The organism is Microcoleus sp. AR_TQ3_B6 (assembly GCF_036702785.1).
Taxonomy (GTDB): Bacteria; Cyanobacteriota; Cyanobacteriia; order Cyanobacteriales; family Microcoleaceae; genus Microcoleus.
In genome coordinates this window covers 1-12,626 of the sequence record NZ_JAUBVJ010000080.1, presented here as the reverse complement: position 1 = coordinate 12,626, position 12,626 = coordinate 1, and the positions used below count along the sequence as shown (strand labels likewise).

The window sequence follows — 12,626 nt, the reverse complement described above, 5'->3', positions numbered from 1 at the left end:
TTTGAAGGCGGAGGCTGTTGGAGTGGCCGATCTCGACAGCTACAAGCTAGGATGATCGGGAAAGCGTTCTACTAAAATCTATGCGTAAATGGGCATTTCTGCTGCTAGCAAGTGTGTTGTGTGTGGCACCGCTGGCTTCTTGTAGGGATCGATCGGCACAAACCGGACAAACAGCAGCAACAACAGCAGCAGGTGGCAACTCGCAACAAGGTTCCAGCCGGATAGATACAATTGTCAGCCGCGGCAAACTGATTTGTGGAATCAGCGGCGAACTGCCGGGTTTTAGCTTTGTAGACGAAAAAGGCAAATATTCGGGACTGGATGTGGATGTGTGCAGGGCTGTGGCGGCAGCAATATTTGACGATCCCGAAAAAGTAGAGTACCGAAAGCTCAATGCTAAAGATAGATTTACAGTTTTGCAGGCGGGAGAAATCGACATTCTCAGCCGAAATACCACCTACACCGCGAGTCGCGACAGCACTACCGGACTGGAATTTGCTCCGGTGATCTTTTATGACTCTCAAAGCATCATGGTCAAAAAAGACAGCGGCATCAAAAGTTTACAAGATTTTGCGGGCAAATCTATCTGCGTGCAGACAGGTACGAGCACGGAACAAAATTTGTCCGACCAAATGCGAAAATTAGGAGTTAAATACACTCCTGTCGTGTTTGAAGATGTGAATACTACCTTTGGGGCTTATCAAGAAGGTCGCTGTCAAGGTGTTACTGCCGATCGATCGCAGCTAGTCTCGAAGCGGACAACTCTGCCGAATTCCGAGAATAATGTTGTTTTGCCGATCGTGATGTCAAAAGAACCCTTAGCCCCAGCGGTGAAAAGCGGCGATCCTAAATGGTCTGACGCGGTGAGATGGATCGTTTTTGCGGCGATTGAAGCTGAAGATTTGGGAATTAATTCAGGAAATGTAGACCAAATTGTTGCAAGCACTACAGACCCGAACGTCAAACGTTTACTAGGAAAAGAAGGAGATTTAGGTAAAGGTTTCGGACTCCCGAACGACTACGCCGTCCGCGTTGTTAAGAAAGTGGGGAATTACGGCGAAATGTACGATCGCAACCTCGGCCCCAAAAGTACACTCAAGTTAGAACGGGGTCAAAACAGACTTTGGAAAGATGGCGGTTTGCTTTACTCGCCGCCGTTCCGTTAATTTTAGTTAACTGTTAAATGTTGACTGTTAACTGTTGACCGTTGACTGTTAACAGTTAACCAACAAGATATTTTAGACAGCAAGGTACTCCGCGCTTACCCGACTTTTAAGGTGCTTGCTAGGTGTACCCTACAAGATATTTTAGGCAGGTTAAAGTTAGCTATAGTTCGCTCTACATTAAACAGTTATGAATCCAGAACCTCAACCGGGCAAATCGCAGAAATTGTCCAAATTTAAAGATATATCAAAACTACTGCGGGACGATCGCTTCTGGAAAATAAGCGGACAGGCGATCGCCCTCATTTTAGTAATAGCTGTTATCGCGATTCTCGCGGACAATCTGGGCGCCAATTACTCGCAACTGGGGATTGAATTTGGATTTGATTTTCTCAATTCCCAAGCATCTTTTGACATCGGCGAAAGCGTGATTCCATACAGTCCAGAAAACAGTTACAGACAAGCTTATTTTGTCGGTTTAATCAACTCGCTGCGGGTGATGGGTCTCGGCATTATTTTCGCAACAGTTGCGGGTTTGACCGTAGGAATTGCGCGCCTTTCGGACAATTGGCTGCTGCGGAGTTTGGCTGGTTTGTATGTGGAAATTTTGCGAAATACGCCGTTATTGCTGCAATTATTTTTCTGGTATTTTGCAGTATTCATTTCCCTGCCCAAACTCGAAGACAACCCGCAGTTACGCGGGCCGATTTACTTGACCAATCGCGGCATTGCTGTACCAACGCCGATGGCTTTACCGGGTTTTGAGATTTGGTTGATTTTGCTAACTGTGGGAGTTTTGGCGGCGGCGGGGCTGTGGATGTGGCGGGCGCGCGTGATGTTGGAAGAAGCTAAGCCGGGAAGACAATTATTTTGGGCTCTAGGTGCGATCGGGCTGAGTGCAATCTTAGCTTGGATTATTACCAAAAATCTGCCTTTTCGTCTAGATTTCCCCCGCCTGACACCAGCATTGCAACTCGAAGGAGGATTAAAATTCACTCCAGAATTTGCAGCCTTAGTGACAGGACTCAGCTTGTATACTGGCAGTTACATTGCAGAAATTGTCCGGGCCGGAATTCAGTCAGTATCGAGAGGCCAGTGGGAAGCGGGAAAGTCTTTAGGGCTCAAGTCTGGAACAATGATGCGGATGGTTATTTTGCCACAAGCTTTGCGGGTGATTGTGCCGCCTTTAACCAGTCAGTATCTGAACTTAGCTAAGAATTCGAGTTTAGCGGTTGCGGTTGCTTATCCCGACGTTTATTTTGTTGTGGGGTCTCCGACCTTGAATCAGACCGGTCGGGCGATCGAAGCAATGTTAATTATCATGGTAACATATCTAACAATTAGTTTAATAGTTTCTCTGTTCATGAATTGGTACAATAAAACTGTACAAATCAAGGAAAGGTAAATAGTTGACATTTAATTTATTTTAATTGGAATAAAAGTAGAGCGCGTTAAATGGCATACAGTGACTTTAGCTTAGACCGAGTAACTAAAAATTTTGATTTAACGATTTCCGATAAGATTGATATGTTCGCTGCTGTATCAGAATTAGAGTCGAGTACATTACTTGCAGAAATTCTCAAAGATAATATACCGTTAGCCTTAAGCAGCAACACTGAAAAAGCTCGCTCTGAAATGATTATTGCACCGATTTTGATCGAGCTTAGAAAACAGTTGAACTTGGAAATTAGTTTGTTTTCGGGAATAGACTTTACAGTAGATGTTGAAAAAGGATTAAATGGAAGTTGCGATTTTCTGATCTGTCATTCCCCAGAATTACTAATTGTTAGAGCGCCAATAATTATCATTGTAGAAGCCAAGAAGGAAAATATCAATGGCGGATTGGGACAGTGCGTAGCAGAAATGTTGGCTGCTAGAATATTTAATGAACGTGAAGGCAACGAAATTCCTGCGATTTATGGGACTGTTACTACAGGGACTATCTGGAAATTCCTGAAGTTGCAAGAACAAACTATTGAAATTGATTTAGGTGAATATTACTTGAGAGAGGTGAATAAAATTTTAGGAATCTTAGCGAACAGTATTAGAAATTAATAATAACTAAAAACTGATGGAAACAATACCTGTATTACCGCCCCCAGCCACCGAATCGCCCACCCCTTGGAATTGGGCGCGCAAAAACCTATTTAGTACCTGGTACAACAGCATTCTGACAGTAGTTTGCCTAATTGTCGCCTTCCAAGCGATTAAAGGAATTATCGTTTGGGCAACAACAAAAGCTCAATGGCGCGTATTAGAAGCCAACTTGCCGCTATTTTTCGCCGGCAGATTTCCCAGGGAATCCTACTGGCGGCTGTGGATAGTAGCCGCCATAATTGCCTTGTTGGGAGGATTAACTTGGGGAAACATTCAGCGGCAAGAACGTCTTTGGAATCCGCCTTTATTAATTATACTCGGTGCTGCGGTTGTGGGTGCCGTCATTTCGCCGATCGACCTAACCTCTCGCCTCTACCTCTTAGGAATTATTATCGCAGCCGCCGCCAGCTATGCCATCGGAAGGCAAATTCACCCAAAAATCATGGATTGGATGCCAGCAATTTGGGTTCTTTCCTTCCCAATAATTTTGTGGCTAATTAAAGGCGGGTTGGGTTTGACCGAAGTGTCAACCAATGATTGGGGCGGCTTAGTATTGACGCTGTTTTTAGCAGTTATTAGTATAGTGCTTTCCTTTCCTTTGGGAGTATTGCTAGCACTCGGCAGACAAAGTTCTTTGCCAGTAGTGAGATTCTTATCAACATTATACATTGAAATTATTCGCGGCTTACCATTAATTGGCATTTTATTTTTAGGTCAAGTGATGCTGCAACTCTTCTTGCCGCCAGAATATCCGAAATTAGATAGAGTGATTAGAGCCATAGCTGGATTAACCTTATTTAGTGCAGCATACTTGGCAGAAAACGTGCGCGGTGGCTTGCAGGCCGTGCCCAGGGGACAAATAGAAGCAGCTAGGTCGATCGGGCTAAACACACCCCTGCTGACAATACTAATTGTACTGCCCCAAGCACTGCGAACAGTCATTCCGGCGATCGGCGGTCAATTCATCGGATTATTTATGGATACATCCCTGCTGTCTCTATTCGGAATGTTAGAATTAGTAGGCATATCCCGCGCAGTTTTAGCAAATCCATCCTATATCGGCAGGTACGCCGAAGTTTACCTATTCATCGGCATCATTTATTGGATATTTTGCTACTCAATGTCCCTAGCAAGCCGCAAAATAGAGCGAACCTTAGAAGTAGGTCAAAGGTAAAAAAATATCAGCGTTCATCAGCGTACATCAGCCGACATCTGCGGTAAAAAAAAATTATGGAAACTAAACCCCCAATCCCCGAACAAGTAATCGTAGCAGAAAACGTCCACAAATGGTACGGACAATTTCACGTACTGCGAGGTGTCAGCATGACCGTAAACCGAGGTGAAGTAGTTGTCGTGATGGGCCCCTCTGGTTCGGGAAAATCGACGTTTATTCGCACATTCAACGCACTAGAAGAATACCAACAAGGTAAAATTACGATCGACGGAATCGAACTTTCCCACGACTTGCGCAACATCGAGACAATCCGCAGCGAAGTAGGAATGGTGTTTCAGCAATTCAACCTATTTCCCCACTTATCAGTCTTGCAAAACGTCATGCTAGCGCCAGTGTGGGTGCGTCGATGGCCGAAGAAAAAAGCCGAAGAAGTGGCGATGCAACTCTTAGAAAGAGTGGGAATATTGGAACAAGCAAAAAAATATCCCGGACAGTTGTCAGGGGGACAGCAGCAGCGGGTCGCCATTGCACGTTCTCTAGCAATGCAGCCTAAAATCATGCTGTTTGATGAACCGACATCAGCATTAGACCCGGAGATGGTGCGGGAAGTTTTAGATGTAATGCGAAATTTGGCTCAAACTGGAATTACAATGGTAGTGGTGACTCACGAAGTCGGGTTTGCGCGCGAAGTTGCCGATCGAATTGTGTTGATGGATAGCGGGGTTTTAGTTGAAGAAGCGAAGCCGGAAGAGTTTTTTCAGAACCCGAAGGAAGAACGCACGCGCAAGTTTTTATCTCAAATTTTGTGAACTGGACTTACGTACCGCGTACCAAAAACCCGGTGTCTAACCAGTATTTAGCCACGATTCATAAAATTGTTGTTAGAAAAAATTATATTATCTGTAGCAAAATCACCGTTATATGTAGTGAGAACTTCATTACTTACTAGCTAGGAGTTTTATGCTTGTCGATCGAGGGGAGATAATATTAGTCTAGCGCCTTAACAAGAAACTGGCAACGTAGCTCAGTCCGCATTCTGTAGTTTTGATTTGGTATTGATTGGCTTGACAAGCGAATTTCAAAGGTGGTACCCGCCACGTGATAAATCCGTGGAATCAATCCCAAATCTCAAATCGAAAATCCTCAAGAAAGAGCATTTATTCGTGGGGTCAATCTAAAATCTAAAATCTAAAATCTAAAATCGATTGACCCGGATGACCGCGTTAGAATGGTATATATAAGCCAGAAAATCTCAATTTTATATGCCATCAATAAAAACACTGCCACTGGTTAAAGATGCTGAACGCTTGGAAAGTCGCCTCAAAGAAATTCCGGCGGTTCCGGGTGTATATTTAATGCGCGATGAAAGCGATCGCATCCTTTACATTGGCAAATCAAAAAAACTCAGGAACCGCGTCCGTTCCTATTTCCGCGAAAGCCAAAATCTCAGTCCCCGCATAGCGATGATGGTGCAGCAAGTGCGCGAAATTGAATTCATCGCCACAGACACAGAAGCGGAAGCTTTAGCCTTAGAAGCAAACCTCGTAAAACAGCACCAACCTTACTTTAATGTGCTCCTCAAAGATGATAAGAAATATCCTTATTTGTGCATAACTTGGTCCGAGGAATACCCGCGCATTTTTATCACCCGCAAACGCCGCGCCGGCAGTGCAAAAGACCGCTATTACGGCCCTTACGTCGATACAGGGGCGCTGCGGAGTACGCTACATTTAATTAAGCGAATTTTCCCCCTGCGGCAGCGCCCTCAACCGCTGTTTAAAGACCGTCCCTGTCTCAACTACGACATCGGCCGCTGCGTTGGCGTTTGTCAAGGCTTAACTTCGCCGGAGGAATACCGAAAAATCCTCCAAAAAGTAGCGATGATTTTTCAGGGAAGAACTCAGGAATTACTCGATTTGTTAGCGCCGCAAATGGAACAAGCTGCCGAAGATTTAAACTTTGAGACGGCGGCGCGCATTCGCGATCAAATTAAGGGTTTGCAGTCTTTGAGTGCGGGTCAAAAAGTCTCTTTGCCAGACGATACGGTTTCCAGAGATGCGATCGCACTTGCGGCAGACACCCAGCACGCTTGCGTCCAATTGTTCCAAATTCGCGCCGGCCAACTCGTCGCAAGGTTGGGATTTATGGCGGAAACACCCTCCCAAACCCCCCTGGAAAAGGGGGGGCAAGAGTTATCTCAACTTTCTCTTTCCTCCCCCCCTTGGCAAGGGGGAGAACGAGGGGGGGTAGAGGCGGGAGCGATTTTGCAGCGGGTGTTGGAAGAACACTATCAAAATGTCGAATCCGTAGAGATTCCCAGCGAAATTTTAGTGCAGTACGAATTGCCAGAAGGGGAAATATTATCAGATTGGTTGAGCAACCGTAAGGGGCGAAAAGTTACCATTTTGACACCGCAGCGACAAACTAAGGCTGAGTTGATTGAGATGGTGGAACGCAATGCTGAGTATGAATTGGCGAGAATGCAAAGATTGAGCGATCGCAATTCTCAAGCAATGGAAGATTTAGCAGAAATTCTAGATTTGCCAGAAGTTCCTCGCCGCATTGAAGGTTACGATATTTCTCATATTCAAGGTTCTGACGCCGTAGCTTCCCGCGTCGTATTTATTGACGGTTTGCCTGCCAATCAACACTACCGCCATTACAAAATTAAAAATCCTGATATTAAATCGGGTCATTCTGATGATTTTGCTAGTTTAGCAGAAGTTATCGGTCGCCGATTCCGAGGATTGAAGGAAGAAGGAAGAGGGAAGATGGAAGAGGGATTTAGGGATTTAGAAGAACCGGAAGAAATCAGCAATTTATCATCGGTTTCTCCTACTATTTCCGACAAACCCGACTTAATTATGATAGATGGCGGCAAAGGTCAACTGTCAGCAGTTGTGGCTGTTTTGCGGGAGATGAATTTGCTAGAAGAGTTGCGCGTTGTCAGTTTGGCAAAGCAGCGAGAGGAGATATTTTTGCCGGGGGAATCTTTGCCGCTGCCAACTAATTCAGAGCAGCCTGGAGTACAATTATTGCGCCGGGTGCGGGATGAGGCGCACAGATTTGCTGTGAGTTTTCACCGGGATCGAAGAAGCGAGAGAATGAAGCGATCGCGCCTTGATGAAATTCCCGGATTGGGACACCACCGACAAAAACAATTGTTAGCACATTTTCGGTCGATCGACTACCTCCGTTTAGCGACTCCCGAACAGTTGGCAGAAGTTTCTGGGATTGGCCCGCGTCTGGCTGCTCAAATTTACGATTATTTTCATCCGTAAAGCCTTACCCAACATCGGCTACGGGGATTTTAGACCCTCGGGGGCGATCGGCCCGCAAGTCCCGATTCAGCCCCCGATTCAGCCACTGTCAGCCAGCTATTCAAAAATTTTGCACAGGCCTATTGCAATTGCCAGAGACTTGTGGTATGTTTAGTTTCTGTGTGCGGGCATAGTTTAGTGGTAAAACTTTAGCCTTCCAAGCTAACTATGCGGGTTCGATTCCCGCTGCCCGCTTCTATCTATAAAAACCTCAAACTCACGAGAAATCAACGGTTTGAGGTTTTTTATTGCTGATTTTTTTGGTTGGTGAAGGGTCAAGTTGACTAGAAATTGAATACAAATTGGAGACAATTTGCCTCGTTTGAATACAAATTGAATACAATCCATACCTAGACTGGGTTTGAGCCGTTACCATCCGCTAGAAGTCCCAGAATAGCGTTGATGTCAGCCAAGTCCGCCCTCGACTTTTTGCGCCGCGCTTTTAACTGGTTGAGCAAGTCAGCCGGCTCTGGGAATTCTGCGACAGTCGGAGCTGAGTTTTCACTTTCATCCCGTGAGCGCCGCGCTTCCTTGAGTTCTTGCTCCAGCATTTGCACCTTCAGCCCTAAATCGCCGTTGCGCTCGTGCAACTGATTCAGTTCTGCATCCCATTCTGCAAGTTGCTTGTTGGCCGCTTTCAATTCAAGCCTGAGCGATTCATCGTTGCCATCGCTCAGGCACTCAATTTTCCCAGCCGTTCCTCAATGGCGGCCATACGCTCCATCACGGGGTCAAGATTTGAACTTACAGCCTTGTCTACAATGTCTACAATCTCTGTAGACACGACGCTACCATTGCTTCGCGTAGACAAACCTGTAGACGGTGTAGACACAGCATCGCCGCTAGGTGTAGACAGTGTAGACAGTGATGTAGACGTGCCTGAGACTTCCTTGAGAATGCGTTGTGCAGCTTGACTTACCGACTCTCCCTCTAGCCTCTGAGCTTCTATCCAGTTGAGGAAGTGACCGGAAGCTCTGAACGATACAACTTGACTTTGACTCATTGTAGACACCTGTATACAGCACTTGTCTACAATAACTGATAGCTGTCTACAGTGTTAACAAATTGTCTACAGAAATTGTAGACACAAGAATCCCCCAGTCAAGGGGGATGAGATTAAGCCATCAGCAAATAGCTGTATCCTGACTCGGCAGATTTCAGCTTATGATTTCCAGTTCTTCCGGCTTCAGTCGTGTTGTGTATCCAGCGCCATTGGGCTTACGGCAAGTAATCTGGAAGTATTCGTCAATACTGTAAACCTCAAGCTCCAGTCCTTCATACTGTTCTGCATACTTAGGATCGCCAACATATTTAACCCGCGTACCCTGCAAAAATCCAGCCGCCACTAAAAGTTTAAAGTTTTCGTTTTCAGCCGGAGTCAGATGGCTTTTAACTTCTTCCCTCAACTTTCTTTTTACTTTAGCCTTTAGCCCGTCCCAAACTTGGATAGCGAGCGAGCGGTCAAAATTTGCGATCGCCTTCCTGATTTGTTCTGCAAATTCTGAGGGGGGTGTAGTACAGCTCAGCATTGAGGGCTGGGAAGTTTCGGCAGGTTTCGCAAAATCCTCCACGTTCTCCACGTTTTTGATTTTAAAGCTTATATCCTTGTCTGCGTAAGGATTTCTTAGTGTGGAGGAATCCTCCACGTTTCCTCCACGTTCCTCCACATTAATTTCTAAATTTTCATGTTTTTGATAATTAAGTGTGGAGGATGTGGAGGTAGTGTGGAGGTTGTCCTCCACGTTTGTAATCCTTGCTGCGTCTAGGTTATAGCTCAATGTGGAGGATGTGGAGGATTTTTGTAAACAAAAACGAATACTGCGTCCTTTTTGTGTAACCTCTCCATACTTCATTGACTGCAAACTTGCGAACCATTCCTGAACTGTTTGAGGAGTTGGGCGGTACTGTGAATCGAAAGTTATTAAGATATCTCGCGCTGTTACCGTGCCGCCTTTTTGTTCAGCCAGGGAGATGATTTTTGCGAGATTGCTTTCCAGGGCGTCCGGGCTGCAAACCTCAATATTTATGCTCAAAGCCTGCTGCGTTGTGTACTCTACCCACTTAATAGCGGCCGCAACTTGTTTGGCGGGAATTTTTTGAGAAACTTCGTTGCCCAAGTGTGCAGCGTGGATGCAGTGCAGGATAGTTGCGACGCGGCCAACTTTCTCAGCAGCTTTACCGAGCATTGCCCGCATTCCCTGTTTTGGATGGCTGATTCTGAGCTTTTGGCAGTGGTTGTAATAATCCACAAACAGTTCTTTAGCTTCCTGGTCTAGCTCAAATTCCATAACTGGAAGGGCATCCACATTTTCGTAGAGCGCTTGCAACATCGGATTTATGTCAATCCTTGGCAAACCCAAAGTTATCTGAGTTAGAGCTGGCGGCTGCTGTACAAAATCGAACCGCGCAAAAGTTCCGTTGTCGTCGCTGCCATCTCCTAGAAAAGGTGCCAAGACTTTTGGCTGGATATTTCCGTAGATAGAAAGGGACACTGCGCCGACGTTGACTATAGTTCCGCCTGCTCGCGCTACAACAGCACCGTTGCCGCTCCAACACTCAAGCAAGTCCTCTTTATCGCTTCCCTTGCCACTGCGGTATTGGTTGGCCGATTTAAAAAATCCTGCAAGTTCATCGCAGAGCCAAAGTATTCCTTGCTCAGGGTCGTGGCCTACCATGCCCGATATCCCCTCCCACGTTGCTTTAGTTATGTAGGGGAGTTTTTCTACAGGAGCGTCAGGTGGGGGGCCTTTGTCCTCATCCTTGCTGTTTTTCCATTGCTCAAGTTCGTCTTTGTAGGCTTTTTCTTGAGCCTTAAATTTCTCTTGATTCGCTTTTCGCATGGCTGCCAGCGGGTCTGCAATCATGGCGTTCAGTACCGGAGTTTTCATTTGGCTTGCCTCGGCGATAAAGGCCCCGAAGTAGCCCAAAGTGCGACAGCGGTATCGGTTCCACTCTTCAACGAGCATTGTGCTGCTGCCATTTTTTAGAAATCTTGAGATACCGGAAATCAGCGCTAACGCGTAAACTTCAGGTTTTAAGTTCATCCGATTCGCTACGACTTCTATCGGAGCAGCCAGAGATTCGGGGAATATTTCAGAAAGTTTGACGCTGGCAGATTTGGAAGCGAGCAACTGTTCGATTCCCGTTCTCGTGTCTTCTAGGTCGGACTCTTGCTCTAGTTCTTGCTCCAGCTCTTGGTAGAGCGAGCGGATTTCTTGGGTTGACCTACCGTATTTTTGTGACAGAGTTCCGATCGCAATTGTCAGGTCGGAGCGCTTGAGATTTTTTTCTAGCAGTTGGCAGACTTCAGTTTTTAGCCCTGAAAGTTCACGGGCTTCAAATTTGGGATGAGTGAGAACGTTGTTATTTTCGGGTAGCTGTGGGTGTAACCCTTGTGACTTGGGCTTTTTAGATTTTAGATTTTGACCTTTAGCAAAATCTGGCATCCTGACTCCAACACGATCAGCGAGTTCCATCACGACAGCATAGAAATCTTTTCCGATCGGACTGCCGGAGCCACCTTTGATTTGGTGAAGGAATTGCACCGGTCCATCGCCAGCACCACAACCAAAACAATGAAAAGTACCATTTTCAGGGCTGACTGTGAAACTGGGAGTTTTTTCGTTGTGGAACGAGCACAGGCCTTTCAGATTTTTCCCCGAAGTTTTCAGCTTTAAGTAGCTGCCGTAAAATTCCTCAGCGTCCAGGCGCGGGAGAATTTCTTGCTCCAGTATTTCCACCAAAGATTTTTCGTCATCTATATATAGTGGCGGCGACTGTGGCAGTTTTTTTGCTGCCGGAGCTTCCCGCATCAAATCCAAAATAAAGTCTGGGCATTTTGCGATCGGAGTATCAGCCTCGCTTTCCCAAAAGTACGGCTTAGCCGTGTCGGGATGAATCGATGGCGGAAGCGTAGAGCATTGATTCCATCGAAGTTCTAGTTTGTTGCCGTTGTCTAACTCAAATTTCTGGGGTTTTAACCCTTCCCACTTTTCCTGTGGCACCGACAGCAAGATTTGAAAATGACCGGTTTTGCCGGAAGTCCAGTGCTGCGTGAAAGGCGGTGCTTGTTCGCTACTAAACTCAAGATATTTTTTCCATGCTGCTGGCCCGTCGAAGTCGATCGCCATGATGCCAGCAGATAGCGGGCCGGTAACGAGAGAAACCCCAGTCCACGCAGTTTTTTTGCCTTTGAGGTTCGTTTGCGAGCGAATTGCTTGAACCACTTGATCGCGATCGAGTTTGGTTTTATTCCAGTTTGGCCACAAGTTACGCTTTCCAACGCACGGTGTCAGCGCCCATTCTTGGGGAAATTTGTTGATTGCTGCGATTAATGCCTTGACGCTTGAAACTTTATCGTTGATCGGGGTAGAATTGTCATACATAAATTTGACTCGCTCAAGACGAGTTGAAGGTTTACGAATTCCAGAAAGCCGTTGCGTGTAGGTCTCAATTACCAGCAGCGGTTTTTTGGTGTTTGAATTTTGTGAAAAATTAAGGCACAGGAGAGACCGCCCCGCTAGTTGATTGCGGGTGCGATTAAGCTGTCGTTGCGAGCGCAGCCACCTATTTCGGCATCGGGAAGCGGCACAAATATCTTAGGCCCAGCCCGATCGCACTGGTATTTCGGCGGCTCTGCTTTTGATGGAGTTTCTGGGATTTCCGTCCACTCATTTTTACTCGTTACGATCCAACCGAAGCTCAGGATAATTGCTAACTGTTCGCTTGCAGCGAGCGAGATACTGTAGACCTTGATGAGAAATCGTTTGAGAGTGCGGATTAGAATCGACCAAAACCTGAGGGGGTGACAAAGAGGTCTAGGAGATAGACCGAATAAGGGTTGCAGCCCGCATACCTTGTTGATAAAAGCGA

9 protein-coding genes, 1 tRNA gene and 1 pseudogene are annotated in these 12,626 nt (G+C 46.1%); 7 read left to right on the top strand and 4 right to left on the bottom strand.

The genetic code is table 11. The features are described from left to right. Positions 1-80 precede the first annotated feature (80 nt). From QUB56_RS28320 to QUB56_RS28290, 7 genes are all read left to right on the top strand, one after another. On the top strand, positions 81-1,166 hold the full coding sequence (locus QUB56_RS28320) for an amino acid ABC transporter substrate-binding protein (RefSeq protein WP_332959631.1): 1,086 nt from the start codon (positions 81-83) through the stop codon (positions 1,164-1,166). Positions 1,167-1,353: 187 nt separating this feature from the next. Continuing rightward, on the top strand, positions 1,354-2,568 hold the full coding sequence (locus QUB56_RS28315; RefSeq protein WP_332959629.1) for an ABC transporter permease subunit: 1,215 nt from the start codon (positions 1,354-1,356) through the stop codon (positions 2,566-2,568). A 50-nt stretch (positions 2,569-2,618) separates the two neighbouring features. Beyond that, positions 2,619-3,218 (top strand): hypothetical protein, encoded by a 600-nt coding sequence (locus QUB56_RS28310; RefSeq protein ID WP_332959628.1) that lies wholly within the window; start codon positions 2,619-2,621, stop codon positions 3,216-3,218. A gap of 16 nt (positions 3,219-3,234) precedes the next feature. Next, complete coding sequence (locus QUB56_RS28305; RefSeq protein ID WP_332959627.1) at positions 3,235-4,434, top strand: amino acid ABC transporter permease; 1,200 nt, start codon at positions 3,235-3,237, stop codon at positions 4,432-4,434. Between the two features lie 56 nt (positions 4,435-4,490). Next, positions 4,491-5,243, top strand: a complete 753-nt coding sequence (locus QUB56_RS28300) for an amino acid ABC transporter ATP-binding protein (RefSeq protein ID WP_332959626.1) — start codon at positions 4,491-4,493, stop codon at positions 5,241-5,243. A gap of 453 nt (positions 5,244-5,696) precedes the next feature. Then, positions 5,697-7,715 carry an excinuclease ABC subunit UvrC gene (gene uvrC / locus QUB56_RS28295; protein ID WP_332959625.1) on the top strand — a complete coding sequence of 673 codons (2,019 nt, stop codon included), beginning with the start codon at positions 5,697-5,699 and terminating at the stop codon, positions 7,713-7,715. Between the two features lie 163 nt (positions 7,716-7,878). Beyond that, positions 7,879-7,949: transfer RNA gene (locus tag QUB56_RS28290), tRNA-Gly, on the top strand. Positions 7,950-8,104: 155 nt separating this feature from the next. Here QUB56_RS28290 and QUB56_RS28285 read toward each other — a convergent pair. From QUB56_RS28285 to QUB56_RS28270, 4 genes and pseudogenes are all read right to left on the bottom strand, one after another. Continuing rightward, positions 8,105-8,395 carry a flagellar alpha dynein gene (locus QUB56_RS28285; RefSeq protein WP_332959624.1) on the bottom strand — a complete coding sequence of 97 codons (291 nt, stop codon included), beginning with the start codon at positions 8,393-8,395 and terminating at the stop codon, positions 8,105-8,107. Between the two features lie 32 nt (positions 8,396-8,427). Next, positions 8,428-8,757 (bottom strand): hypothetical protein, encoded by a 330-nt coding sequence (locus QUB56_RS28280; RefSeq protein ID WP_332959623.1) that lies wholly within the window; start codon positions 8,755-8,757, stop codon positions 8,428-8,430. A gap of 154 nt (positions 8,758-8,911) precedes the next feature. Beyond that, the gene (locus tag QUB56_RS28275; protein WP_332959622.1) at positions 8,912-12,139 is read right to left on the bottom strand and encodes a DUF3987 domain-containing protein; all 3,228 of its coding nucleotides are present in this window, start codon (positions 12,137-12,139) and stop codon (positions 8,912-8,914) included. A gap of 134 nt (positions 12,140-12,273) precedes the next feature. Beyond that, a pseudogene (locus tag QUB56_RS28270) lies at positions 12,274-12,626 on the bottom strand (hypothetical protein); the annotation flags it as partial.

Bases quoted from the DNA above. Each gene is read 5' to 3' on its own strand.
- QUB56_RS28320 (WP_332959631.1), top strand. From the start codon at position 81: ATGCGTAAATGGGCATTTCTGCTGCTAGCAAGTGTGTTGTGTGTGGCA.
- QUB56_RS28315 (WP_332959629.1), top strand. From the start codon at position 1,354: ATGAATCCAGAACCTCAACCGGGCAAATCGCAGAAATTGTCCAAATTT.
- QUB56_RS28310 (WP_332959628.1), top strand. From the start codon at position 2,619: ATGGCATACAGTGACTTTAGCTTAGACCGAGTAACTAAAAATTTTGAT.
- QUB56_RS28305 (WP_332959627.1), top strand. From the start codon at position 3,235: ATGGAAACAATACCTGTATTACCGCCCCCAGCCACCGAATCGCCCACC.
- QUB56_RS28300 (WP_332959626.1), top strand. From the start codon at position 4,491: ATGGAAACTAAACCCCCAATCCCCGAACAAGTAATCGTAGCAGAAAAC.
- uvrC (WP_332959625.1), top strand. From the start codon at position 5,697: ATGCCATCAATAAAAACACTGCCACTGGTTAAAGATGCTGAACGCTTG.
- QUB56_RS28280 (WP_332959623.1), bottom strand. From the start codon at position 8,757: ATGAGTCAAAGTCAAGTTGTATCGTTCAGAGCTTCCGGTCACTTCCTC.
- QUB56_RS28275 (WP_332959622.1), bottom strand. From the start codon at position 12,139: ATGTATGACAATTCTACCCCGATCAACGATAAAGTTTCAAGCGTCAAG.